General features: G+C 70.0%; 21 protein-coding genes and 1 pseudogene. 10 read left to right on the top strand and 12 right to left on the bottom strand.

All coding sequences use genetic code 11. The features are described 5' to 3' along the window. Window positions 1-6: 6 nt before the first annotated feature. Window positions 7-1,005, bottom strand: a complete 999-nt coding sequence (locus tag V5F63_RS16650; protein WP_393976602.1) for a TAXI family TRAP transporter solute-binding subunit — start codon at window positions 1,003-1,005, stop codon at window positions 7-9. 231 nt (window positions 1,006-1,236) lie between these two features. Here V5F63_RS16650 and V5F63_RS16645 point away from each other — a divergent pair, with 231 nt between their 5' ends. From V5F63_RS16645 to V5F63_RS16630, 4 genes are all read left to right on the top strand, one after another. Beyond that, window positions 1,237-2,019, top strand: coding sequence for an enoyl-CoA hydratase/isomerase family protein (locus tag V5F63_RS16645; RefSeq protein ID WP_281806378.1), 783 nt, complete (start codon window positions 1,237-1,239; stop codon window positions 2,017-2,019). 127 nt (window positions 2,020-2,146) lie between these two features. Then, window positions 2,147-2,944 carry an IclR family transcriptional regulator gene (locus V5F63_RS16640; RefSeq protein ID WP_281805205.1) on the top strand — a complete coding sequence of 266 codons (798 nt, stop codon included), beginning with the start codon at window positions 2,147-2,149 and terminating at the stop codon, window positions 2,942-2,944. Between the two features lie 7 nt (window positions 2,945-2,951). After that, complete coding sequence (locus tag V5F63_RS16635) at window positions 2,952-3,857, top strand: IclR family transcriptional regulator (RefSeq protein ID WP_281805203.1); 906 nt, start codon at window positions 2,952-2,954, stop codon at window positions 3,855-3,857. Beyond that, window positions 3,847-4,641, top strand: coding sequence for an enoyl-CoA hydratase-related protein (locus V5F63_RS16630; protein ID WP_281805200.1), 795 nt, complete (start codon window positions 3,847-3,849; stop codon window positions 4,639-4,641). The genes V5F63_RS16635 and V5F63_RS16630 overlap by 11 nt, the downstream gene beginning before the upstream one ends. Before the next feature lie 14 nt (window positions 4,642-4,655). On the opposite strand, the gene V5F63_RS16625 is transcribed toward V5F63_RS16630, so the two are convergent. The 3 genes from V5F63_RS16625 to V5F63_RS16615 are packed head-to-tail and all read right to left on the bottom strand — an operon-like array spanning window position 4,656 to window position 8,472. Next, window positions 4,656-5,420 (bottom strand): CoA-transferase subunit beta, encoded by a 765-nt coding sequence (locus V5F63_RS16625; protein WP_281805198.1) that lies wholly within the window; start codon window positions 5,418-5,420, stop codon window positions 4,656-4,658. Then, window positions 5,417-6,358 (bottom strand): CoA transferase subunit A, encoded by a 942-nt coding sequence (locus V5F63_RS16620; protein ID WP_281805196.1) that lies wholly within the window; start codon window positions 6,356-6,358, stop codon window positions 5,417-5,419. The genes V5F63_RS16625 and V5F63_RS16620 overlap by 4 nt, the downstream gene beginning before the upstream one ends. Then, on the bottom strand, window positions 6,355-8,472 hold the full coding sequence (locus V5F63_RS16615; protein WP_281805194.1) for an acetate--CoA ligase family protein: 2,118 nt from the start codon (window positions 8,470-8,472) through the stop codon (window positions 6,355-6,357). Before V5F63_RS16615 ends, V5F63_RS16620 begins: the two co-directional genes overlap by 4 nt. Before the next feature lie 282 nt (window positions 8,473-8,754). Here V5F63_RS16615 and V5F63_RS16610 point away from each other — a divergent pair, with 282 nt between their 5' ends. From V5F63_RS16610 to V5F63_RS16595, 4 genes are all read left to right on the top strand, one after another. Continuing rightward, on the top strand, window positions 8,755-9,906 hold the full coding sequence (locus V5F63_RS16610) for an acyl-CoA dehydrogenase family protein (protein WP_281805192.1): 1,152 nt from the start codon (window positions 8,755-8,757) through the stop codon (window positions 9,904-9,906). A gap of 33 nt (window positions 9,907-9,939) precedes the next feature. Then, entirely contained in the window at window positions 9,940-11,145 is a 1,206-nt protein-coding gene (gene pcaF, locus V5F63_RS16605; protein ID WP_281805190.1) for a 3-oxoadipyl-CoA thiolase, read from the top strand. 3 nt (window positions 11,146-11,148) lie between these two features. Beyond that, the gene (locus V5F63_RS16600; RefSeq protein WP_281805188.1) at window positions 11,149-13,227 is read left to right on the top strand and encodes a 3-hydroxyacyl-CoA dehydrogenase NAD-binding domain-containing protein; all 2,079 of its coding nucleotides are present in this window, start codon (window positions 11,149-11,151) and stop codon (window positions 13,225-13,227) included. A 132-nt stretch (window positions 13,228-13,359) separates the two neighbouring features. Further along, on the top strand, window positions 13,360-14,364 hold the full coding sequence (locus V5F63_RS16595) for an MBL fold metallo-hydrolase (RefSeq protein WP_281805186.1): 1,005 nt from the start codon (window positions 13,360-13,362) through the stop codon (window positions 14,362-14,364). Between the two features lie 19 nt (window positions 14,365-14,383). On the opposite strand, the gene V5F63_RS16590 is transcribed toward V5F63_RS16595, so the two are convergent. Further along, the gene (locus V5F63_RS16590) at window positions 14,384-14,725 is read right to left on the bottom strand and encodes a hypothetical protein (RefSeq protein ID WP_394100839.1); all 342 of its coding nucleotides are present in this window, start codon (window positions 14,723-14,725) and stop codon (window positions 14,384-14,386) included. A 22-nt stretch (window positions 14,726-14,747) separates the two neighbouring features. Between V5F63_RS16590 and V5F63_RS16585 the strand changes: the two are divergent. Beyond that, window positions 14,748-15,497: pseudogene (locus V5F63_RS16585) on the top strand (TRAP transporter large permease subunit); the annotation flags it as partial. A gap of 207 nt (window positions 15,498-15,704) precedes the next feature. On the opposite strand, the gene V5F63_RS16580 reads toward V5F63_RS16585, so the two are convergent. From V5F63_RS16580 to V5F63_RS16550, 7 genes are all read right to left on the bottom strand, one after another. Beyond that, on the bottom strand, window positions 15,705-16,754 hold the full coding sequence (locus tag V5F63_RS16580; RefSeq protein ID WP_394100840.1) for a phenylacetaldoxime dehydratase family protein: 1,050 nt from the start codon (window positions 16,752-16,754) through the stop codon (window positions 15,705-15,707). A gap of 92 nt (window positions 16,755-16,846) precedes the next feature. Further along, window positions 16,847-17,593: an ABC transporter ATP-binding protein gene (locus tag V5F63_RS16575; protein WP_394100841.1), complete on the bottom strand. Its 747-nt coding sequence runs from the start codon at window positions 17,591-17,593 to the stop codon at window positions 16,847-16,849. Continuing rightward, window positions 17,590-18,366: an ABC transporter ATP-binding protein gene (locus V5F63_RS16570; protein WP_394100842.1), complete on the bottom strand. Its 777-nt coding sequence runs from the start codon at window positions 18,364-18,366 to the stop codon at window positions 17,590-17,592. The genes V5F63_RS16575 and V5F63_RS16570 overlap by 4 nt, the downstream gene beginning before the upstream one ends. Continuing rightward, window positions 18,363-19,556 carry a branched-chain amino acid ABC transporter permease gene (locus V5F63_RS16565; protein WP_394100843.1) on the bottom strand — a complete coding sequence of 398 codons (1,194 nt, stop codon included), beginning with the start codon at window positions 19,554-19,556 and terminating at the stop codon, window positions 18,363-18,365. Before V5F63_RS16565 ends, V5F63_RS16570 begins: the two co-directional genes overlap by 4 nt. 7 nt (window positions 19,557-19,563) lie before the next feature. Next, complete coding sequence (locus V5F63_RS16560) at window positions 19,564-20,484, bottom strand: branched-chain amino acid ABC transporter permease (protein ID WP_209484138.1); 921 nt, start codon at window positions 20,482-20,484, stop codon at window positions 19,564-19,566. 244 nt (window positions 20,485-20,728) lie between these two features. After that, window positions 20,729-21,922 (bottom strand): branched-chain amino acid ABC transporter substrate-binding protein, encoded by a 1,194-nt coding sequence (locus tag V5F63_RS16555; RefSeq protein ID WP_394100844.1) that lies wholly within the window; start codon window positions 21,920-21,922, stop codon window positions 20,729-20,731. A 74-nt stretch (window positions 21,923-21,996) separates the two neighbouring features. Further along, the gene (locus V5F63_RS16550) at window positions 21,997-23,055 is read right to left on the bottom strand and encodes a carbon-nitrogen hydrolase family protein (RefSeq protein ID WP_209484133.1); all 1,059 of its coding nucleotides are present in this window, start codon (window positions 23,053-23,055) and stop codon (window positions 21,997-21,999) included. Between the two features lie 438 nt (window positions 23,056-23,493). Here V5F63_RS16550 and V5F63_RS16545 point away from each other — a divergent pair, with 438 nt between their 5' ends. Further along, window positions 23,494-24,039 (top strand): sigma-70 family RNA polymerase sigma factor, encoded by a 546-nt coding sequence (locus tag V5F63_RS16545; protein WP_209484131.1) that lies wholly within the window; start codon window positions 23,494-23,496, stop codon window positions 24,037-24,039. The last annotated feature ends 2 nt before the right edge of the window (window positions 24,040-24,041 follow it).

Genomic DNA, 24,041 nt, shown 5'->3' with positions numbered 1-24,041 from the left:
AAGGAATTATTGCGCCGACTTCCAGTGGGCGAGCGCGCCGGGATGGACGGCGATGCCGATCTCGACCGTCTCGAGCAGCGACTTCTTGAAGTCGTAGTCCTTCAGCTGCGGCCACACGCTGATGAGGATCTGCCGGTTCTGGTCGATGGCGTGGGCGATCTTCTTCGCGGTCGCATCGTTCATCAGCGACAAACGCGTGGCATAGACGATCGGCACCGAGGGCGTGGCGAAGGCCGGGTTGTCCTTGATGAAGCCGACCGGGATGGTGACGAAGCTCACGCCCGGGATCTTGGCGAGCACCTTCTCCTGCTGCTCCTTGGTGAAGCCCAGGATGCGCATGTCCACCTTGGTCATCAGCTCGCGCAGAGTCGCGTCGACGCGCGAGGCGGCGGCGTACTTGGAGTAGCCCACGAGCTGGTTGTTGCCGACGCCCTCGATGGCGTCGTTCACGGTGCCGTAGATGTAGCGCGGCTTGATGCCAAGCAGGTTGAAGCTCTGGGTGACGAGCAGCTCGCCGCCGCTGCCGCGAATGCCGGGCGTGAAGTTCTTGCCCGTCAGCCCGTTGAGGTCGGTGATGCCGCTGTCGACGCGCACCGCGATGTTGATGATGGAATCGTCATAGGGGTAGAGCGCCACGAGGTCGGCCACCGGCTTGCCCTCGAACTGGCCGGTGCCGTTCTTCGCCTGCACAAAGACGTCGCCCGCCACGAGGCCGAGGTCGATCTCGCCCCGCGCCAGCCGGCGCACGTTGTCGACGCTGGCCCCGGTCTCCACCACCGTGACCGTGGTGCCCGGATTTCCCTTCTCGATGGCCTGCGCCATGCCCACGGCCACCTGGTAGTGGCTCGACGTGGCGTTGGTGGCGCCGAGCGTGAGCGTCTCCGCCCCGGCCGGCAGCGCCAGCAGCGCCGCGAAGGCGCCGCCGCAGAAGAGGGCCGACGCGCGGCCGCGGCCGCGCCGGCGGCCCATGAGAAGCCCAATAGCGCGAGAGAAGTGTCCCCGCATGTCGTTCCTCCAAAGTTTTTCTTGTCGCACGCCGGGTCGCGCCGGCGGTCACGGGATGAACGCCGGCGGCGCGCACGAACGCGCCGGGCCGGGCCCTCATCGTCCCGATACTTATGAACGTGACACAGATCGGAGGAAGGTACAATTACATTTTGAAAATACGTTCCGCACAGTGAGTTTTTGATGTAGCCTGATCGCCGTGCCATCATTCGGCAAGGAACGGAATCGGTGATGCATCCCGACGAGATCGTGCAATTCGAGGCCGCAGACGGCCTCGCCACCATCACCCTGAACCGCCCGGAGCGGCGCAACGCCCTGTCGGTCGCTGCCGCCGAGAGGCTCTTCGACCTGTGGGAGGAGGTAGACCGGCGCCCCGAGATCCGCGCCGTGATCCTCACCGCCGCGCCCTGCGGCACGTTCTGCGCCGGCATGGACCTGAAGGAGGCGAGCAGCATCGGTGCCAAGGGCGGCGACGTACTGCAGATAATTCGCGACCCGTTTCACGAGCGCATGCGCCGCGTGCGCGCGCCTATCATCGCCGCCATGACCGGCCACTTCGCCGCAGGCGGCTTCATGCTCTCGCTCAACGCCGACATCCGCATCGGCGTCGCCGGCACCAGCGGCGGGATCACCGAGGTGAAGCGCGGGCGCGGCTCGCCCTGGGCGGTGCCGCTCCTCTGGCAGATGCCGCAGCCGCTGGTGATGGAGATGGTCCTCACCGGCGAGCCCCAGACGATCGAACGCCTGCACGCCATCGGCTTCGTCAATTATGTGGAGCCGACGGCAGAAGCGGCGCTGGAGCGGGCACGGACGCTGGCGCGCATCATCGTCGCCAACGCTCCGCTCTCGGTGGCGGCGGGCAAGCAGTCGTTGCTCAATGCCATGAGCCTGGGCTGCGACGCCGGCCTTGCCGAGGCCAAGCAGATCTATCGCTCCGTCTATGACAGCCGCGACGCTCAGGAGGGCCCGCGCGCCTTCGCCGAGAAGCGCGCGCCGGTCTGGACCGGGACTTAGAGTGCGATTGGTCGCTCCGGAAGCGCGAGGCGCTTCCACGTGGACTGTGGTTCGCTCTCTAACTTATTGAGAGAGCCGGATTCGGCGTAGGCGAATCCGGCTTGAGGGTGCGAGCGTGGGAAGGATCATGGCGCCATCCAAGGACAAGACCACCGAGGTCGTCTCGCTGGCGCGCGGGCTCGCCATATTGCGGGCTTTCCGCGCCATCGACGCGCCGCTCGGCAACAAGGAGATCGCCGAGCGCACCGGGCTGCCCAAGGCGACCGTGGCGCGGCTCGCCTACACGCTGTGCGCCATGGGCTATCTGCGGCAGGTGGGGCCGCACGCCCAGTACCACCTCGGCGACAAGGTCTCCACGCTCGGCTACACGGTGCTGCGCACGCTCTCGGTGCGCCAGGTGGCCGAGCCGCTGATGCAGGCCATGGCCGACAAGCACGAAATGTCGGTCGCGCTCGGCATCGGCAACGGTCCGGACATGATCTATCTGCATTATTGCTCGGGTCCCGAGACCATCACCATGCGCCTGCATATCGGCGCCCTGGTGCCCATCGCCCAGTCGGCCATGGGGCGGGCCTATATGTGGGCGCTGCCGCCGCCGGCACGCGAGGCCCACATGCAGGCCATCCGCGCCGCGGCTGGCCCCTCCGCCGACGCGATGGAGGATGGCCTGCGCGAGGCCATCGCCGAGGTGGACCGGCGTGGCTTCTCGGTCTCCTTCGGCGACTGGCGCCGGGAGATATATGCGGTGGGCGCGCCGGTGTGGCTCGACCGCGGCGAAACCATCCTGGCGCTCAATTGCGGCACGCGGCGGCGCGATCTCGATCCGGCGCGGTTCCAGGACGAGCTGGGACCGGAGCTGATGGCCATGTCGAGCGAGATCGGCCACCGCATGGATCAACTGGGCGCGAGCTTCTGGGGCGACTGACCTTTCCATGGATGACCAGATCGACGAAAGCACCGCCGAAGACCGGGCCGCCCCGGCCCCGCGCGACATGGTGCGCCGCCGCCGCCAGCGCGGGGTGATCGCGCAGGACCGCGACTTCGTGAACGCGCTGGCGCGCGGGCTCATCGTGCTCGAGGCGTTCGGCACCACCCAGTCGGTCTGGCTCAGCGGCATGGAGGTGGCGGAGAAGGTGGGCCTGCCCAAGCCCACCACGTCGCGTCTGCTCCAGGCGCTGGCCGGCCTCGGCTATCTGCACTATTCGCCACGCCGGCGGCAGTTCCGCATCGGCACGGCGGTGCTGGCGCTGGGATTCGCCGCGCGCGAGCCGTTCAGCCTCGGCGACCTGGTGCGGCCCTACCTGAAGGAGCTGGCGGACACCTTCGCGGTCCATGCCTCCCTCGCCGCGCGCGACCGCCTCGACGTGATCGAGCTCGAGGTGTGCCACTCCCTCAACACGCTCATGACCCTGCGCCTGGAAGTGGGCTCGCGCATCCCGCTGGCAGGCACCGCCACCGGACATGCCCTGATCGCGCCGCTGGCCGAGAACGAGCTCCAGTATCTCCTCGGCCTGCTGCGCGAGCGCCACGCCAAGCGCTGGGACACCCTGCTCGCCAGCATCGAGACCGGGCGGCGCGAGGTGGCCGAGCAGGGCTTCACCACCGCGTCCGCGAGCTGGAACACCGACATCAACGGCGTGGCCGTGCCGCTGGTCTTCCCCGGCGGCTCGCCGGTCTACGCGCTCGCCTGCGGCGCCCCGGCCCGGCACCTGCCTGGCTGGAAGCAGCGCAAGATCGGCCAGCGCCTCGTGCAGATCGCCCGCGAGATCGAGCGCCGCCTGCTGGACGGCAACGTGGCGGCCCATCCCGGTGTCCCGGAGGTTTCCGATGTCCGATGAGGTCCTGCTGGATCGCCGGCCCGACGGCGTCGCGCTCCTGACCCTGAACGATCCCGCGCGGCGCAATCCGCTCTCCGACCGCCACATGCTCGATGCCCTGGTGGCGCGGCTCAGGGAGGTGGAGCAGGACGGCGCCGTCCGCGTCCTGGTGATCACCGGCGCGGGGCCGGTGTTCTCCGCCGGGGGCAACGTGAAGGACATGCGGGCGAAGGCCGGCATGTTCGCGGGGCCGGCGGTGGAGATCGCCGAGGCCTACCTGTCGGGCGTGCAGCAGATCCCGCAGATCATGCAGCGGCTCGACATCCCCACCATTGCCGCGGTGAACGGGCCGGCCATGGGCGCGGGCTGCGACTTGAGCCTCATGTGCGACATGCGCCTCGCCTCGGGCACGGCGCTGTTCGGCGAGGTGTTCGTCAATCTCGGCATCGTCTCCGGAGACGGCGGCGGCTGGTTCCTGGTGCGCCATGTGGGTTACCAGCGGGCGTGCGAGATCAGCTTCCGCGGCCGGCCCATCGATGCCGCGGAGGCGCTGCGCCTCGGCCTGGTGCTCGACGTGGTGCCAGAGGAGGAGCTTCTGCCGCGCGCGCTCGCGCTCGCCGGCGAGATCGCCGCCAAGCCCGCGCCGGCGATCCGCATGACCAAGCGCCTTCTGCGCATGGCGGAGCGCACCCATCTTCAGGACTTCCTCGGCGCCGCCGCCGCCATGCAGGCGGCCGCCCATGGCAGCGCCGAGCACGACGCGGCGCTCGACGCCGCGCTCGCCCTGCGCGCCCGCGCCTCCTGAGGCCGGGGCGGCGCTCAGTTCCGCAGCAGGCCGTCGGGGTCCACGATGCCGCGCAGCAGCTCCAGCTCGCGCGCGGTGGGCGCGGGCGTCTCCGGCACCTCGGCCGGCACTTCGAGCGCGAAGCCGGTCTTCGCCGCCACCTCGTCCACCGAGCTCCAGGCATGCACCGACTTCAGGCGCATGCGCAGGGTCTGCGGGTTGAAGTCCATCACCGCCAGCGGCGTGATGCAGAAGCGGGGGCCGCCCTTCAGGCCGGCCGCCTTGACGCTTTTCGGCCCGTCAAGGAAGCCGGGGGAGGTGACGAAGTCCACCTTCTCCACGAAGGTGCGGGGCGAGTGCGCGGTTGTGCAGATGTAAAAGCGCCGCGACATGGCGGCATAGGAGATGTTGGCGGCACCCGGCCCGCGCATCTTCGGCTTGTCGATGGTGCCGCCCACGAAATGCAGGTTGATGTTGCCGTGCGCGTCCACCTGCATGCCGTTGTGGAAGAAGAAGTCGAGGCCGCGATGGGAGTGGCCGAACAGTTCCAGGAACGTCTCCGAGGCCTCGCACGCCCCGAGCGCCCGGTCGTCCAGCATGGAGTTCCACAGCTTTCTGGGCCGCGGATTGACGAACATCTCGCCGGCGATCTGAATGTTCGGCGCATGGGTGAGGCGGGCGAGCAGGATCGCCGCCATGGGAATGGCCGCCGACGCCCCGGCAGCGCCGAGCTCGCCATCCTCAAGGTCGCGGGAGAGATAGACGGCCTGGAGCTCGGCCGGCGCGCAGTCGGTGGTCATAGGGATGCGGCCTCCTCCTCGAGCGCGCGCATTCGGGCGGTGCCGTCGGCGAGAGCGAGATAGTCCTCCTGGCGCGCCGGCGCGCGCACGTGAGCCGCGATGTAGTCGGCGAGCCTTTCCCGCGCGCCGTCGGCGCCGCGCCGGGCGGCCTCGGCGAGGTCGGCATAGTGCTCGATATAGGCCTCGTCGATGGAGTAGAGCGGGAAGCTGCCGGTGGGGTGGGCGCCGTAGGGGATCTCCACCACCGCGTCCACATAGATGCAGGGGATGGAGGTCTCGCGCGGGCGCGCGATGATCTCATCCGGCGGGACGATGCGGTCGACGCTCACGATCACCGTCTCGGCGGCGCGGGCGATGAGCTGGTCCGCATAGGTCATGGTGGCGAGGTGGCGCACGTTGCCGTAGGCGTCGGCCTCCTGGGCATGGAGCAAAGCGAGCTTGGGGCGGATGGCGCGGGTGGCGTAGAGCGCTTCGCCGGTGAACGGGCAGGTGATTGGGGCGACGAGCGGATTGTGCTTCGGCACGTCCGAGCCCTTCCAGGCCGCCACTGGCTGGAACGGCACGCCGTTCGCCGCCGCCAGGAGCCCGCCGACGATAGACAGCGCGTCGACGCAGTGGGCGGTGACGGTGCCCGCCTCCACGGCGCCGCGGAAGGCGGGGCACATGCGGTCCTCCAGCGTCACCGCCGGCAGGAACGTCTCCGCCACGCAGCCCGCAGCGATCAGCAGGTCCACGTCGAAGCCGGAGCCGGGCGAGGAGACGAGCTTGAGCTTCTTGCGGCCGAGCCGGATCACCTCGCGCACCAGGGCCAAGGGGCGGCCCTGCTTGAACAAGCCGCCGATGGCGAGGAGGTCCCCGTCGGCGAGTGTGCGCGCGATCAGGGCGCCGGCATCCTTTGCGGCGATGCGCTTCTCGCGCCTCTTGCCCGGCGCGCTCACGACGGCGCGCCCATGCGGAACACGGTGGCGTCGAGGATCCACGCGCCCTCGCCGGCGCGTCCCACGCCCACCGGGTTGAGCTCCAGGCCCGCAAAGTCGTGGCCGAGGCCGGGCGCGAGGTCAGCGACGGCGACCGCAAGGTCGGTCAGCGCCTCCACGTCGAGCGCCGGCCGGCCGCGCGCGCCTTCGAGCAGCGCCGCGATCCGGCAGCTGCGAATCATGGCGGCGATCTCCTGGGGGTCCAGCGGCAGGATGCGCACCGCCACGTCCCGCATGATCTCGGTGTAGATGCCGCCGGCACCGAAGGTGAGGGTGGGGCCGAACTCCGGGTCCAGGCCTAGGCCAAGGATCACCTCCGCCTGGGGCCGCACCGTCTCGGCGAGGAGGAAGCCTTCAAGCGTGAGGGCATGCGTCTTGATGCTGTCCAGCATCGCCGCGATCCTCGCCTTGAGCGCCGCCTCGTCGGGCACCGCCACGGCCACGAGGCCGAGCTCGGACTTGTGGACCACCCCGGCGGCCATGCCTTTCAGCGTCACCGGATAGCCCACCTCGCGGGCGGCGGCGAGGACCGCCGCACCGTCTGCGCCGGGCACGAACGCCTCGCGCGGAAAGGCGAGGCCGCGGGCCTTCAGCAGGTCCTTGCTGGCCGCCTCGCTGAGGGCGACCGGCACGCCGTCGAGGCGCAGCTCCCGGCCCTCGGCCGGACCCTCGCGCAGCAGGCGGGGGGGCGCGCGCCGCGCCGCGTCGGCCACCGCCGCACCGGCCACCGCCGCCACGAAGGTGTCGATGCGGGTGAAGACCGGCACGCCCTCGCGCCGCAGCCGCCCGAGCGCGGCGCCGTTGAAGATCTCCGCGGGCGAGACCAGCGAGATCGGCTTGCCGGTGCGCCGGCTGGCGGCGATCATCGCATCGGCCACGTTCTCCGCCCAGGGCGGCACGATGGGGGTATTGGCGACCGCGATGCCGTCGAAGGCGGGATCGTCCGCGAAGGCGTCGAGGCAGGTGGCGAAGCCCTCGGGACGGCGGAACGGCGTGCCGGCGATGTCCACTGGGTTCCTGGTGGACAGGAACGCCGGGATGTCGGCCCGCATGCGCGCCACGGTGGCCTCCCCGGGCGCGGGAAGGGACACGGCGCCGCTGCTCTCCAGCGCGTCGGCGACGCAGCCGCCATAGCCGCCGGAAACGGTGAGGATGCCAAGGCTGCGGGTGGCGCAGGCGGTCGCCACATATTGCGCCACCGGCAGCAGGTCCTCGATGGCGGCGACATCCACCCAGCCGAGCTGGCGCACCGCCGCCTCGTAGGCGCCGCGCTCGCCGACCAGCGCGCCGGTATGGCCGGCGGCGGTGCGCCTGCCTGCCTCCGAGCGGCCAGCCTTGTAGAGCGCCACCGGCTTGCCGGCGGCATGGGCGCTGCGCGCGGCCGCCAGCAGCCGGCCGCTCTCGCGGATGCCCTCCACATAGAGCGCGATGGCGCGCGTCGCCGGGTCGTCGACCAGGAACTGCACGAAGTCCGCGAGGCCGGTCGCCGCCTCGTTTCCCGTGGAGATGACGTGGCTGAGGCCGATGCCGGCGCGCTCGGCCTCCTCCATCAGCGCGCTGCCGAGCGCCCCGCTCTGCACCACGAGGCCCACCACGCCCGGGCGCGGCAGGCTGGCGGTGATGCGGCTGGTGGAGCTCAGGGCGACGCGCCGGCCGAGATTGACGAAGCCGGTGGTGTTCGGTCCAAGCATGGCCGCGCCGTGGCTGCGCACCAGCGCGGCGAGGCGCGCCTGCTTGGCGGCGCCCTCCTCGCCGGATTCCGAGAACCCGCCGGTGATGACCACGAACGCCCGCACCCCGAGGCCGAGCGCCTCTTCCACCGTGGCGTAGACGTCGTCGGCCGGCACCGAGATCACCACGCAGTCCGGAACATGGGACAACTCGCGGAGGCTGGTGACGGTCTCGACGCCATCGATCACCGCCTTCTCGCGGGTCACCAGATCGATGCGCTGGTCGTAGCCGTGCAGCCGCAGGTGATCGAAGATCGCGCGCCCGCCCACCTGGAACGTGGCCTTCTTGGTGGAGACGCCGACGATGGCGATGGAGGCGGGGTCGATCAGCTTCTTGAGAGACACGGAGCATCCTTCCGGCTGGGGCGGCGCGCTGACAAACTGATAATCCGGCCGGGATCGAAATCAAGAAAATAAAAATGCGTTCCGCATAATGGATTAGAATCTGGACTTGTCGGGGAAACTCCGATACCCCTTCCGGCCGGAGCGAGATCCGTGCAGATCCACGCGCTTTGTCGCTGGATCGGCGGCTCGCGCGGAGATGGAGAACGGGGTGTCCGGCCCGAATTGTCGTGCACGCCGGTCGGCGCGCATGCGAGCAAGCGCGGCATCTCGGGGAGGGTACCGGTGGCGCTGGATCATGAAACCTTCACCCTGCTCAAGGACACCGTCCGCCGCTTCGTGGACGAGCGGCTGATCCCGGCCGAGCCGGCGGTGGCGGAGAGCGACGTCATCGATCCGGCCATCCTTTCGCAGATGCGCGAGCTCGGACTGTTCGGCCTGTCGATCCCGCAGGAGTGGGGCGGCCTCGGCCTCGGCATGGCCGAGGAGGTGGAGATCGTCATGGAGCTCTGTCGCGCCGCGCCCGCCTTCCGCTCGGCGGTTGGGACCAATATCGGCATCGGCTCCCAGGCGATCGTGCTCGCGGGCACCGAGGCGCAGCGCCAGCGCTACCTGCCGCGCCTCGCCAGCGGCGAGCTTGTCTCGTCCTTCGCCCTGACCGAGCCCGATGCCGGGTCGGACGCCGCGTCCCTGCGCACCCGGGCGGTGCGGCGCGCCGACGGCAGCTGGGTCATCAACGGCACCAAGCGATACATCACCAACGCCCCCGAGGCCGGGCTCTATACCGTCATGGCGCGCACCTCCGACACGCCGGGAGCGGGCGGCATCTCCTGCTTCCTTGTGGAGCGCGAGGCGCTGGGCCTCTCGCTCGGCCCGTGGGATCGCAAGATGGGCCAGCGCGGCGCCCACACCAGCGACGTGATGTTCGAGGACTGCGTCGTCCCCGCCGATGCGCTCGTCGGCGCCGAGGGCCAGGGCTTCAGGGTCGCCATGCGGGTGCTCGACAAGGGGCGTCTGCACATCTCCGCCGTCTGCGTGGGCGCGGCGACGCGGCTCATCGAGCTGAGCGCCGCCTATGCATGCGAGCGCCAGCAGTTCGGCCGGCCCATCGCCGAGTTCCAGCTGGTGCAGGCGCTGCTCGCGGACAGCTATGCGGAGACCTACGCCGCCCGCTCCATGGTGCTCGATGCCGCGCGCCGGCGCGATGCCGGCGAGAACGTCACCATCGAGGCCTCGGCCTGCAAGATGTTCGCTTCCGAGATGGTGGGCCGGGTCGCCGACCGCGCGGTGCAGATCCACGGCGGTGCCGGCTACATGTCGGAATATGCCGTTGAGCGTTTCTTCCGAGACGTGCGGCTGTTCCGCCTTTATGAGGGCACCACCCAGATCCAGCAGCTCATCATCGCCCGCGAACTGCTGCAGAAGATCAAGAACTGAGCGCGCGGCGCCCGCCTGCGCACGGAGGACGCGATGAACGACGCCTATATCTGCGATTTCGCGCGCACGCCCATCGGCCGCTATGCGGGCGTGCTGAAGGACGTGCGGACGGACGATCTCGCCGCCCATCCCATCCGCGTCCTGATGGAGCGCAATGCGGGCGTCGACTGGGAGGCGCTGGACGACGTGGTGTTCGGCTGCGCCAACCAGGCGGGAGAGGACAACCGCAACGTGGCGCGCATGGCCGCGCTGCTCGCCGGACTGCCGGCCAGCGCCCCCGGCACCACGGTGAACCGCCTGTGCGGCTCGGGGCTCGACGCGGTGGGCATCGGCGCGCGGGCGATCATGACCGGCGACGCCGACCTCGTGATCGCCGGCGGCGTGGAGAGCATGACCCGCGCGCCCTTCGTCATGGGCAAGGCGGCGGAAGCGTTCGCGCGCCAGGCGGAGATCTTCGACACCACCATCGGCTGGCGCTTCGTGAACCCGCTGATGAAGGCGCAGTACGGCGTCGATTCCATGCCCGAGACCGGCGAGAACGTGGCCGAGGACTTCCAGGTCTCGCGCGCCGACCAGGACCTGTTCGCCTATCGCTCCCAGCAGCGCACCCGCGCGGCGCAGGACAGCGGCTTCTTCGACCGGGAGATCGCTCCGGTCGAGATCAAGGGCAAGAAGGGCGCGCTCGTCCGCGTGGAGAAGGACGAGCACCCGCGCGACACCACCCTGGAGCAGCTCGCCGCCCTCAGGGCGCCGTTCCGCAAGGAGGGCGGCACCGTGACCGCCGGCAACGCCTCCGGCGTCAATGACGGGGCGGGCGCGCTGATCCTCGCCTCGGCGGCGGCGGCCCGCAAGTATGGCCTCACGCCGCGCGCCCGCATGGTGTCGGTGGTGCAGGCGGGGGTGCCGCCGCGCATCATGGGCATCGGCCCGGCGCCGGCGACCAGAAAGCTCCTGGAGAAGAACCGTCTCGCCCTCGCCGACATCGACGTGATCGAGCTCAACGAGGCGTTTGCCGCCCAGGCGCTCGCCGTGCTGCGCCAGCTCGGCTTGCCGGACGATGCGGAGCACGTGAACCCGCACGGCGGCGCCATCGCCCTCGGCCATCCCCTCGGCATGTCCGGCGCGCGGCTCGCCATGACGGCGGTGAGCGCGCTGGAGGCGCGCGGCCAGAAGCGCGCGGTCGCCACCATGTGCATCGGCGTCGGCCAGGGCATCGCCGCCCTCATCGAGCGGGTCTGAGCCATGGACGCGGCGACCTCTCCCGTCCGGGTCGAGCGGCACGGCCCGGTCGGCGTGGTGGTGATCGACCATGCGCCGGTCAACGCCCTGTCCAAGGGCGTGCGGCAGGGCCTGCGCGACGCCGTGGGCGCGCTCGGGGCTGACCCCGGCGTCAGCGCCATCGTGCTGAGCGGCGGCCCGGGGCGCTTCATCGCCGGCGCCGACATCCGCGAGATGAGCCTGCCGCCGGACGACCCGCTCCTGCCCGACGTGATCGCGGCCATCGACGCGCTGGACAAGCCCGTCGTGGCGGCCATCGACGGCGCGGCGCTCGGCGGCGGCTGCGAGGTCGCGCTCGCCTGCGACCTGAGGATCGCCAGCCCCAAGGCCCTGGTGGGCCTCACCGAGACGCGGCTCGGCATCATCCCCGGCGCCGGCGGCACGCAGCGCATCGCGCGCCTCGTCGGCATCGCCGACGCCATCGCCCTCGTCTGCGAGGGGCGCATCCTCAAGGCGCAGGACGCGCTCGGCCTCGGCCTGCTGGACGAGGTGGTGGACGGCGACCTGATCGCCGTCGCCGTCGCCCGCGCGCCGCAGGCCGCCAAGCGGCGCCTGTCCGAGCGCGCGGTGCCCGAGGGCGACGCCGCCCGCGAGGAGGCCGCCGCCGCGGCGGCGCTGAAGGGCGCCAAGGGCCTTCCGGCCATCGCCGAGGCGGTGCGCGTGGTGCGCGCCGCCCGCGGCACGGCCTTCGCGGCGGGCCTCGCCGACGAGCGCGCCACCTTCCTCGCGCTGCGCGAGAGCCTTGAGGCGAAGGCGCTGCGCCACCTGTTCTTCGCCGAGCGCGAGGCCGGCAAGGTGCCCGGCCTCGAAGGCGCGGCGGCGCGCGTGCTCAAGCAGGCGGCGGTGATCGGCGCCGGCACCATGGGCGCCGGCATCGCCGTGGCGCTGGCGGATGCGGGGCTCCCCGTGACGCTGGTGGAGCGCGACGCCGCGGCGGCCGAGGCCGGCCTCGCGCGGGTGCGCGGGCTCTATGAGCGGCCCGTGAAGAGCGGCCGCCTGTCCCAGGCGGAGGCCGACAAGCGACTCGCCGCAATCACCGCCACCAGCGATTGGCAGGCGCTCGCGGACGCCGATCTCGTCGTCGAGGCGGCGTTCGAGGACATGGCGGTGAAGGCCGACATCTTCGGCCGCCTCGACGCGGTGGCCAAGCCCGGCGCGGTGCTGGCGAGCAACACCTCCTATCTCGACCTCGACGCCATCGCCGCCGCGACCTCCCGCCCGCAGGACGTGGTGGGCCTGCACTTCTTCGCCCCCGCCAACGTCATGAAGCTGCTGGAAGTGGTGCGCGGGAAGGCGACCGCGCCGGACGTGCTCGCCACGGCCCTGGCGCTGGCGAAGCGGATGGGCAAGCAGCCGGTGGTGGCCGGCAATTGCGACGGCTTCATCGGCAACCGCATCTATGCGGTCTACCGCCGCCACGCGGAATATATGGTGGAGGACGGCGCCACGCCGGAGGAGGTGGACGCGGCGCTGGAGGCCTACGGCTTCGCCATGGGCGTCTTCGCGGTCTCCGACATGTCGGGGCTCGACATCGGCCATGCCATGAGGAAGCGCCGCGCGGCGACCCGCGATCCGGCGGAGCGCTACGTCGTCATCGCCGACGCTCTGGTGGAGGCGGGCCGGCTCGGCCGCAAGACCGGCGCCGGCTGGTACGCCTACGACGCGGCGGGCGGCAAGTCCGCCGATCCGGCCGTCGCCGAGGCGGTCGCCGCCGCCCGGCGCGCGGCCGGCATCGCGCCGCGCGCCTTCACCGCCGGGCAGATCCAGCGCCGGCTTCTCGCGGTGATGGCCAATGAGGGCGCGAAGGCGCTCGGCGAGGGCATCGCTCTGCGGGCGTCCGACATCGACCTCGCCTTCGTCAACGGCTATGGCTTCCCGCGCCTCAAGGGCGGGCCCATGTTCGCCGCCGACGAGATGGGCCTTGCCGCCGTGCTCGCGGAAATGGAGGCGGCCCACGCGGCGGGCGGCGCGGGGTCCGAGCCGGCGCCGCTGCTGGTCGAGCTGGCGCGCAGCGGCGGGCGCTTTGCCACCTGGACGCGGTGAGAGCTGGCGGCGCGATGCGACTTTGCCATTGCCTCGCCGGCCCGAATGGGCATTTTGCCCGGCAACGGATGTATCTCAGGCGGGCGTCATGACCGCCCCTTGGCCGAGGCGGCGCGAAGAGGCGGGACGACGATGACGGTTTCGACGCAGGTGGAGGCGCCCGAGCTCAGCGAGGTCGCTCCGGGCATCCTCAGGGTGCGGGTGCCCCTGCCCTTCCCGCCGCGCGAGGTGAGCGCCTGGCTGCTCTCCGGCGCGGACGGCTGGACGCTGATCGATTCGGGCGTGGACGACGCGCCCACCCGCGACATCTTCACCCGCGTGCTCGCCGATCCCCGGCTCGGCGGCGCGCCGGTGGAGCGCCTCCTCGTCACCCATTTCCACCCGGACCATATCGGCCTCGCGGGCTGGCTCCACGGGATCACCGGCGCCGATCTCCATATGAGCCGCACCGAATGGCTGCAGGCGAACCTGCTGCTGAAGGAGGACCCGGCCGAGGAGATGGCCGCGCTGGTCGCCCATTGCCGGCGCGCCGGCGCGCCGCAGGAATTCCTGGAGTACCTGCCGAAGCGCGGCATGCTGTACCCGAAATGGGTGGGCCCGCTGCCGCGCCGCTACCTGCGGGTCGCCGCGGGCGACGTGCTGAAGATGGCGGGCACCGAGTGGCGGGTGATGATCGGCGAGGGCCACGCGCCGGAGATGATCTGCCTCCATTCCGCGGAGCGCGACCTGCTGATCGCGGCGGACCAGATCCTCGGCCACATCTCGCCCCATATCGGCGTGCAGCCCTCCGATCCGGGCGCCGACAACCTTTGCGCCTTCCTGCGGTCGCTGGAGACGTTCGAGGCGCTGCCCGCGGGCACGCACGTGCTGCCCTCCCACGGCGAGCCGTTCGACGGCCTGCATGCCCGCATCGCCGTCCTCAAGGCGCACCACGAGGAGCGGCTCGCCCGCCTGATCGACTTCTGCGCCACCCCGCGCACCGCCATGGACACGCTGGAGGTGCTGTTCCGCCCGCTGCCTCTGGAGCAGACCGGCTTCGGCCTCAGCGAGGCGCTGGCGCACCTGCGCCATCTGGTGTTCAAGGGCGCGCTGGCGCAGGGCGTCGCGGACGGGCGCTGGGTGTTCACGCGCGCCTGAGGCTCCGGGCGGCGGGGAATCAGAGGCCGAGGCGGATGCTGCCCGGCGCGTCTTCCGCGAACACCGCGGCCTCCGCCAGCGCATGGCCGTGGAGGCCGAGGCAGGGCCCTTCGATCCGTGCCGCTCTGGGATTCCCTACCTCACCTTCCTCACCGGCAGCGCCCTCCTGTTCGCCTTCCAGGCGGTGCGCCTGGTCGGCCGGCTCCGGTCCATGCGCCCGTGCGCGCAAGCCGACCGCGCTCTTCAGGTTCGGTGGGCTTCTGGCCATCACGACCCTGCTCATCGCGGGTGGCGGCGACTGGTCGGCTCTCGGCGTCGTGCCGAGCACCATCTGGGACTCGGTCACCAATTTCACGCTCACGGCTGTGCCGCTCTACATCCTGATGGGCGCCATCATCGCGGCGTCCGGCATGGGCGCGGAATCCGTCGGCAAGCTGTTCCTGGCGGGCATCCTGCCGAGCCTGCTGCTCGCGCTGCTGTTCACCGCCTATCAGATGTGGCTCGCCCGCCGGCGGTTCGTCAGCGCCGCGCAGCCTGTGCGCGCGGGTCCCGTCAGCATGTCCGATCACATGCGGGCGCTGGTGGAAATCCTGCCCGTGGCGACGCTCATCGCCATCATCCTCGGCTCGGTCTACAGCGGCATTGCGACGCCCACGGAAACGGCGGCCATCGGCGTCGCGGTCAGCCTGCTGCTGGCCTCCGTGCTCTATCGCGAGCTCGACTGGCAGAAGTGCCGGCTCATCCTGATGGAGACCGGACGTGGCAGCATCATGGTGATGACGATCATCGCGGGCGCCATGGTGTTCGGCTACGCGCTCACCACCACGGACATCGCCCCCACGCTGTCGCGCGTGATGGCGCGGGTGGACTTGCCGCAGTGGCTGGTCTTCATCGCCATCAACCTGCTCCTGCTGTTCCCTGGATGCTTGCTGGAGACCTTGTCGATCATCGTGATCACCACGCCCATCATCATCCCCATCATCGACACGTTCGGCTGGGACAAGGTCTGGTTCGGCGTGATCTTGATGATCAACATGGAAATGGCTTTGATCACGCCGCCGGTGGGCCTCAACCTGTTCGTGGTGAAGGGCGTGGTGCCGGAGGTGCCGCTGGGGCGCATCATCTCCGGCACGCTGCCTTATGTTGCGATCATGGCGCTGGCGCTGGCGCTGGTTGCGGTTTTCCCCCAGCTGGGTTTGTATCCTCACAGGTCTCCTGACGGCATGGTAGTGGGTTTCAAATCTCCACGGTCAGCCAATGTCTATCTCGGTCAAAACCTGCCGGGGCATGACGGCTTCAGGCAGGGCGCGTCGGGTATGACGGCGCCCGCGCGAGCGCCCCTAGACCCGCTCCCCAGGCAGGAAGCCCAGCAGGCCCGTTCCGGGTGCGCAGTTCACATATTCGAACTGGTGCTTGTCGCCCTCCGGCAGCACGAACACCTCGTGCCAGGTGCGCAGCTGGTTGGCCTTGCCGTATTTGCGATACCGGGCGATGGCGGCGGAAAAGATGGCCTCGTGGGTGGGGTGGTGCTCCGCCCAGTTTTCCAGATGGCCGAGGGAGAGGAAATAGCCCAGCGCATGGGTCTCCAGCACCGGCACGCCCTGGGCATCGCAGGTCTGCTGGAAGCGCAGGGAGGCGCAGCCGGACGCTTCGCCGTTCTCTTTCAGGAAATCCATGCCCTTCAGCAGCGGCTCCCGCAGCTCGCGCATGTAGTTCTCCGCCTGCTCGGGATCGCAGCGGCCCCAGAAGGCGGCGGAGCGGATGACCGCGAAATTGTGCGGGATCGCGAGCCGCCAGCGCGCACCCCTCGTCTCGCGCTCCACCGGCAAGAGGGCGTGGACGGGGCTCTCCAGCGCATCGGCGGCGGCGAGCGGGATGCGGTCGCGCATGGCGCCGTAATAGCCGCACCACGGGGTGGGATAGAGCGCCACGTCGGGCGCGGCGGAAAGGCCGCCGGCATAGTCCTGCCAGTAGATGCTCTCCTGCCGCTCCACCGGCACGGTCATGCTCTCGCGGAAATAGCCGGTGGGCTCGGTGAGGCGGGCGGCGTCGTCCCACCAGCCGGCGACGATGGGGTGGGCGAGGAAGCGGTCGCGCTTCGCCTCATCCAGCCAGTAGGCGGCGACGATGTGCGTGTAGAGCCCGTTCGGGTCCACGAAGGCGGCGTGATCGCTCACGGTGGGGCCATCCGGCAGGGTCAGCGCCGCCTCGATCCAGCCAAAGAAGGGCGAGGCGTGGACCTCCTCCGCGCTCTTGCCCTGCACGCCGTGGAAGGCGACGCAGAGCGCACGGCAGTTGTTGGCGAAGGCGGTGGACCAGCGCTGCACCACCGGCTCGAAGCCCTTCGGCTTGCGCAGGGGATGGACGCGGTCATAGACGGGCATGGCCATGGGGTATCGTCCTTGTTTTGCCATCGGCCTCGGTCTTCGACCGATGCCAAGTGGGCCCGCTCATGCGCCGCGCGGGCTATTGGTGATTTTCGTCAGTGAACGCCGAAATAGGCCTTGTGCAGCTCGCCATCGGCGGCGAGCGCGGCGCTGGTGCCCGAGGCAACGACGCGGCCCTGCGCCAGCACATATCCGTCGTCGGCCACGTCCAGCGTCTGCCGCACGTTCTGCTCCACGAGGAGGATGGTGTAGCCCTCCTCCTTCAGCCGCCGCACGATGCGGAACACCTCGGCGACGAACAAGGGCGAGAGGCCGAGGGAGGGCTCGTCGAACACGATCAGCTCCGGATCGGTCATCAGCCCGCGGGCGATGGAGAGCATGGAGCGCTCGCCGCCGGAGAGGGTGCCGGCGAGCTGGTTGCGCCGCTCCTTCAGCCGCGGGAAGGTCTCGAACATGCGCTCCATGCGCGCGGCGAGGCGGTGGCGGTCCTTCTCCAGGAGGCCACCGACCTTGAGGTTCTCCAGCACGGTCATGCGCGGTAGCACGCGGTTGCCCTCCGGCACGGTGGCGATGCCGAGCGCGGCGATGCGGTGGGTGGCGAGATTGGTGATGGTGTCGCCGCCGAATGCCACCGATCCGCGCCGCACCGGCGTCAGTCCCAGGATGGAGCGGATGAGGGTGGACTTGCCCGCCCCGTTGGCGCCGAGGATGCAGGTGATGCGGCCGGGCTTCGCCTCGATGGAGACATCGTGCAGCACGTCCGCCCGGTCATAGCCGGTGGTGACGCCGGAGACGGACAGGCGGCGGGAGGCTTCGAGACGGGGCGCTTGGGGTCGGCTCATTGGGCGCCTCCGAGATAGGCGGTCTGCACCTCGCGGTCGGCGATGAGGGCGTCGAAGGGCCCCTCGAAGATCTTCTTGCCGAAGTTGAGCACGATGCAGCGGTCCGAGATGCGGCGGATGACGTCCATCTCATGCTCCACGAGGACGATGGCGAGGTCCGGCATCTCCTCCCGGAAGGCGAGGAGATCGTCCATGAGCTGGCGGGTCTCGTCATGGGTCATGCCGGCGGAAGGCTCGTCCAGCAGCAGCAGGCGCGGCGCGCCGACCAGCGCCCGGCAGATTTCGATGCGGCGCCGGTCGATCATGGTGAAGCTGCCGGCCGGCTTGAACAGGTTCGCGGCGATCTGCGGATTGAAGCGGCGCGTGAGGGCGGTCGCCCGCTCCACCAGCTCGGACAGCTGGCGGCGGAAGCGGCCGCGCAGCACGAGGGCGGAGAGGAGGCTGAGGTCAAGCCGCCCGAGCGCACCCAGGGCGATGTTGTCGAACACCGTCTGGTCCAGCATGAGGCGCGAGCGCTGGAAGGTGCGGGCGACGCCCGCCCTGCCGATCTCCTGCGCCGAGCGGGCGAAGAGGTCCTGCGCCTCCAGTCGCACCGCCCCGGCCGAGGGCTTGTAGAGGCCGGTGAGCACGTTGAAGAAGGTGGTCTTGCCCGAGCCGTTCGGCCCGACGAGGCCGATGGTCTCGCCCTTCCCCACGCTGATGTCGAGGGCGTCCAGCGCGGTCAGGCCGCCGAAGCGCATGGTGAGGCCGGAGCAGGCGAGCAGCGGGCTCATCGGGAGCCTCCCTTCACGAGGGCGGAAAAGTCGCGCACCGCGCGCGGCATCAGGCCGGAGGGGCGGAAGCGCAGGATGGCGATGACCAGCAGGGCGAAGATGACGAGCCGGAATTCCTGGATCGCCTGCAATTTCTCCGGGATGACGAGGATGACCACCGCCGCCACCACCGCGCCCCACAGGTTGCCGAGCCCGCCCAGAACGAGGATGGACAGCATGATGAGGCTGTCTCCGAAATTGGCGCTGTTGGGGTTCACGAAGCCGTTCATCATGCCGTAGAGCGCGCCGGCGACGCCGATCATGGCATTGCCGAGCAGGAAGGCGGTGGCCTTCCAGCGGGCGATGGAGAGGCCGAACACGCTGGCGGCCACCTCGTCCGAGCGCACCGCATCGAGCGCCACGCCGACGAACGAGGTCTCCAGCCGCCGCACCAGGAAGAAGGCGAGGGCGAAGAGGGCGCAGGAGGCGAGCGCATAGGGCAGGTAGAAGGAGACGTCGTAAGGCCCGATCTCGGTCATCCGGCTAAAGTCGAGGCCGAACAGCGAGAAGGATTTCACCTTCATGCCCTGCGGGCCGCCCAGCACGTCGTTCACCTCCAGGAAGGCGCGCAGCAGCAGGCCGAAGGCGATGGTGACGAGGGCGGCATAATGGCCCCGCGTGCGCAGCACCGGCAGCAGCAGGACGAGCCCCAGCACCGCCGCCGCAAGGCCGGCGATGACGAGGACGAGCAGATGGGGGATGCCTGTATTCCCCAGCAGCGCCGCCACATAGGCGCCCACCGCGAAGAAGGCGGCGCCGGCGAAATTGGGCACGCCGGCGAAGGCCATCTGCAGGGTGAGCCCCGCCGCGGCGGTGGCGAAGAGGGCGACGGTCGCCATCATCAGCAGCGTGTAGTGCTCTTCCCGCAGAACGGCGGCGATGGCGAGGATGCTGAGGGCCGCCGTGAGGTTCACCGTGCCGGGATGGGCGCGACACAAGGCGGCGATGCGGCGCCCGGCGGGCACCTTCTCCGCCAGTGCGAACACCGCGACGAAGGCGGCGAGCAGAGCGATCACCTGGCCCTGCTGTTCGACATGGAGCAGGAAGCCGCCGCCGGCGAAAAGGAGGGCCACTGTGCCCGCGACGAGGAGGCGCGCGAGGGTGCCGGTGCGAGCCGTCTGTGCGGGAAGGGATGGGGCAAGGTCCGCCATGCTCATCTCACACCCGCTCGCTGGATTTCTCGGCGATGAGGCCGGTGGGGAAGAGGCCGATGAGGGCGATGATGACGGCGAACGCCACCACGTCCTTGTAGGCGCTGGTGAAGGGCAGGAGGACGGTGACGAGCGTCTGCACGCCCGCGAACAGGAAGCCGCCGATGATCGGCCCGATGAGGCTGCCGAGCCCGCCCACAACGGCGCAGGCAAAGCCGATGATGCCGAGCATCACGCCCATGTTGAAATTGATCTCCCGATAGTAGAGCCCAAGCATCAGCCCGGCGAGGCCGGCGAGCATCGACCCTAAAGCAAAGGTGCCGAGCACCGTGCGGTTGAAGCTGACGCCCGCGAGCTGCGCCACCTCCTCGTCCTGCGCCACAGCGCGGATGGAGAGGCCGAGGCGTGTGCGGGTGATGACGAGATGGGTCGCCACCACCACGCCGAGGCCGGCGAGGAGGATGATGACGCTGTCCACGCCGACGCTGAACGATCCGGCCTTCAGCACGCCGTCCGGCAGCAGGGCCGGGAAGGGCTTGGGATTGCCGCCGTTGGGCACGCCGAGGCGGATCGCCTCGCGCAGCACGGTGCCCGCCATCAGGGTCGCCAGCAGGACGTTGACGCCGGGCGCGTTCTTGAGCGGCAGCACCAGGAGGCGGCCGATGATGACGCCGGAAAGAGCCCCCGCGCCCAGCGCCGCGATGAGCCCCACCGCCAGCGCCAGCGGGCCGGAGAGGCTGACGAGCGCCGCCATCAGCCCCGCCGCCCCGAAGGCGGAGAAGGCACCCACGCTTACCACGTCGCCGTGGGAGAATTTGATCACGTCCAGCACGCCGAAGAACAGCGAGAAGCCGACCGCGACGATGGCGTAGATGGTGCCGAGCATCAGCCCGTTGAACAGGTATTGGGCGAGAAGTCCGGGGTCCATGGCGGGTCTCTCAAGGGAAGCATGGTCCGGCGCGCTGCAAGAAGGGCGCCGTGGGCGTGTTCAGATTTTTCCCGGCCGTCATGCCCCGGCTCGTCCGGGGCATCCACTTCGCCGAAAACGCCGCGTCTGCGCAGGATGCGCCGGCCCCGGCTTCCGGGTGGATCCCCCGGACAAGCCGGGGGATGACGGCGCGGGACGACGGGGAGCGGCCGTTATCCCTGGGCGGGGGTATCCGCGAGGCCCCTCAGTTGCCCGCAACCTTCCCCGGCAGCTTCTTGTTGCCCGTCGCATAGGCACTGTCCGGCCAGTAGACCCACTTGCCGTCCTGCGAGACATAGACGTTGGCGGAGACGATGTTCTGCCGGTGGTCGTCGAAATTGATCTCGCCCACCAGCGCCTTGTAGCCCTTGGTGGTGTTGAGCACGTCGCGCACCTTCTTGCGGTCCGGGCCGACCTTCTCGATGGCGTCCATGATGAGGTTGGCGGCGGAGAAGGCGAACGGGCCGTAGGCGTCCGGGTCCTCGCGGTAGCCGGCCTTGGCATAGGCGTCCATGAAGGCCTTGCCGTCGGCATACTTGGTCAGCGGCGCGCCATTGTGGAACGAGACGGTGCCCTCGGCGGCGGGGCCGGCGCCTTCGATGAAGCCGGCGCTCATGATGCCGGAGACGCCGGCGAGCTGAGCCGGGATGCCGAGGCGGTCCATCTGCGAGCGCACGCGCACGCCGAGCGGGGTGAGGCCACCGATGAACACCACGTCCGGCTTCAGCTCCTTCACCTTGGTCAGTTCGGCGGTGAAGTCCTGCTGGTCCGGCGGCACCGGGAAGGTGGCGAGGATCTCGCCGCCCTTCGGCTTCAGATTCTCGGCGAAATACTTGTTCTGGCCCTTGCCGTAGTCGGTGGTGTCGTGGATGACGACGAAGGTCTTGAAGCCCTGCTTGGTGAGGAACTCCGCGGCCATCTTGCCTTCGTTGATCATCGTGCCGTTGACGCGGTGGATTTCCTTGTAGTCGTTGCCATAGGTGATTTCCGGCAGCACCGCGCCCCACACCACCACCGGCAGGCCGAAGCGATTGTAGGTGTCCACCGTGGCGATGGCCACCGCCGAGCAATAGTGGGTGATGCCGGCGATGACCGACTTGTCGGACGCCGCCTTGGTGGCCACCTGCACGCCCACGTTGGGCTTGCACTCGTCGTCGAAGGGCACGAGCTCGTAGGTGTACTTCGCGTCCGGCTTGGCGTTGTGCAGGTCCACGGCCAGCGCCGCGGAATTGCGGCCGCCGAGGCCGGTGGCGGAGTTGCCGCCGGTGAGCGGGCCGATGAAGGCGATCTTCACCGTGTCGCGGGCGAGCGCGGGGGCTGTCGCCAGCGACAGCGCGGAGAGCACCGCGCCTGCGAGGTTGAACAGCTTTCGAGCCGGAAGCTTTCGATCCGTTGCCATGTGATGATCCTCTGGAAGGTGATTTTTTCAGGTGATGCGGCGCCGGTCGTTGCCGGCCCCGGTGGAGGGAAAATTCAGGCCGCGCCGTTGGCGAAGAGCACGTCCGCCGCGGGGTCGAGCGCCCCGTCCTCGGCCGCGCGGGCGATGGCCGCGCCCTCGGAGAAATAGGCCGGCTCGCGGGCGGAGCGGTCCACCTCCAGGTGGAACACGTCGAAGCGGTTGTAATAGCCCACCACGTCGTGGAACTGCTTGGGCTCCACGCAGCGGGCGGTGTCGATCTCGGCGTAGAGGATGCCCTCGTGCTCGCCCAGCACCTCGCCCACCACCTGCGAGGTGGGATCGAGCACCATGGAGATGCCGCGGGGGGACTTGTCCATCACCTCGAGGCTCGCCTTGCCCATGCTGCCCATGGCCTCGCGCATGGCGGCATCGACGAAGCCCGAGGCGACGATGTTGAACACCTTGGCCTCGAAGGCGTGGGCGCCGGCGCGGATCTCGATGGCGCGCTTCAGGTCATAGGCGCCGGCCTCTTCCGGCGGACGGGTCGGCCAGATCGGCGGATAGGAGGAGATGTGCACCTGCTCCCCCTGCGCCATCAGGGCATAGCGCGCAAGCGGATTGGTGTTCTCGCCACAGATCAGCATGCCGACCCGGCCGATCTCGGTGGACGTTACACGCAGGCCGCGCGCGTCGCCGTTCGCCCACACCAGCTTCTCGTAGAAGGTGGGGACGAGCTTCCTGTGGTGGTTGAGGATCGCGCCGTCCGGCCCGATCAGCACGTTGGAATTCCAGATGCAGCCGACGCTCGCATCGGTGCCCTCGGTGAAGCCGAGGGAGACGTGGACGCCGTGCCGGCGCGCCGCCATGCGGATGGTGCGGATGGCCCCGTCCGACAGCTTCTGCGCCTCGGCCACCAGCGCGCGGAAGAAGCCGTGATTGTAGATGGGGGCCTGCAGCGCCGCCCACACCGGAAAGCCGGGCAGGAAAGATTCCGGGAACACCACCAGCGACGCGCCGTTGGCGGCGGCCTCGGCGATGAGGTCGCAGGCCTTCTCCGCGGTCTTGTCCGCGTCGAGGAAGACGGACGAGGCGTGGCAGGCGGCGGCCTTGAAGCGGGGATATTGGACGGTCATCGGGCTCTTCTGCCAATCAGGCGGCGTTGGTTGCGCCGGCTCATGATGGCGCAGCGAGCCGGGCGCGGAAGGGCGCAAATGTGCAGGGGGGCTTGCGCATATTCCCATGCGGCAGGCGGGCCTTTCGCCACCGCGCCGGCATGGGGGCCGGTCTGCCTCGTTCCGGCGCAATTGCCTTGGTTTGCGGCGCCTTGCGAAGAGGCGATGTGCGCGATTGATGCCCATCCGGCCGAATGCCGCCGCCTTTCCGCACCGCGCCTTGCAGGATTTCCGATGCCGGATGCCGGGCGCGTCCAATCGCTCCGCCCCTGCCGCGGCCCATTCGCCCATTGCCTTGCGAAACGCGGCGAAGAATGATCCTTGCGCATTCCGGCGCGGCCTCGGCCGCGCTGTAACGTTCGGCGTGTCGCCTGCGAACTGGGTTTCGGGAACGTGGAGATGGACGACCGCGAACAGCGGTGGGCGCAATTGATGCGGCGCGCGCTTGCCGGCGAGGGCGTGGCCTATGAGCAGTTGCTACGCGAGCTCGCGCCCGCGTTGCGCACCGTGGTGCAGCGTCGTCTCATCCGCCTCGGCGCGCCCACGGCGGAGACGGAGGACGTGGTGCAGGAGACGCTGCTGGCGGTGCATCTGAAGCGGCACACCTGGCGTGCCGAGGATCTCCTCGGCCCCTGGCTTTGGACCATCGCCCGCAACAAGATGGTGGATCATCTGCGCCGGCGCGGGCGGCGGGTGGAGGTACCGGTGGAGGATTTCGCCGAGTTCCTTCCCGCGCCGGAGGAGCGGCCGGATGCCGGCGCGGCGGATGTGGAGCGCCACCTCGCCCTGCTGCCGCAGAAGCAGCAGGCGGTCCTGCGATCGGTGGCGGTGGAGGGCGCGTCCGTCGCCGAGACGGCGGAGCGGATGCGGATGACCCCCGGGGCGGTGCGGGTGGCACTGCACCGGGCCTTTGCGAGCCTTTCGGCCCGCCTGAGGGAGGAGTGAAG

The sequence above is a fragment of the Xanthobacter wiegelii genome (genome assembly GCF_043193855.2).
GTDB classification, from domain to species: domain Bacteria; phylum Pseudomonadota; class Alphaproteobacteria; order Rhizobiales; family Xanthobacteraceae; genus Xanthobacter; species Xanthobacter flavus_A.
Note: the sequence above shows the minus strand (reverse complement) of the source record. Positions and strands in the feature narration are given on the sequence as shown.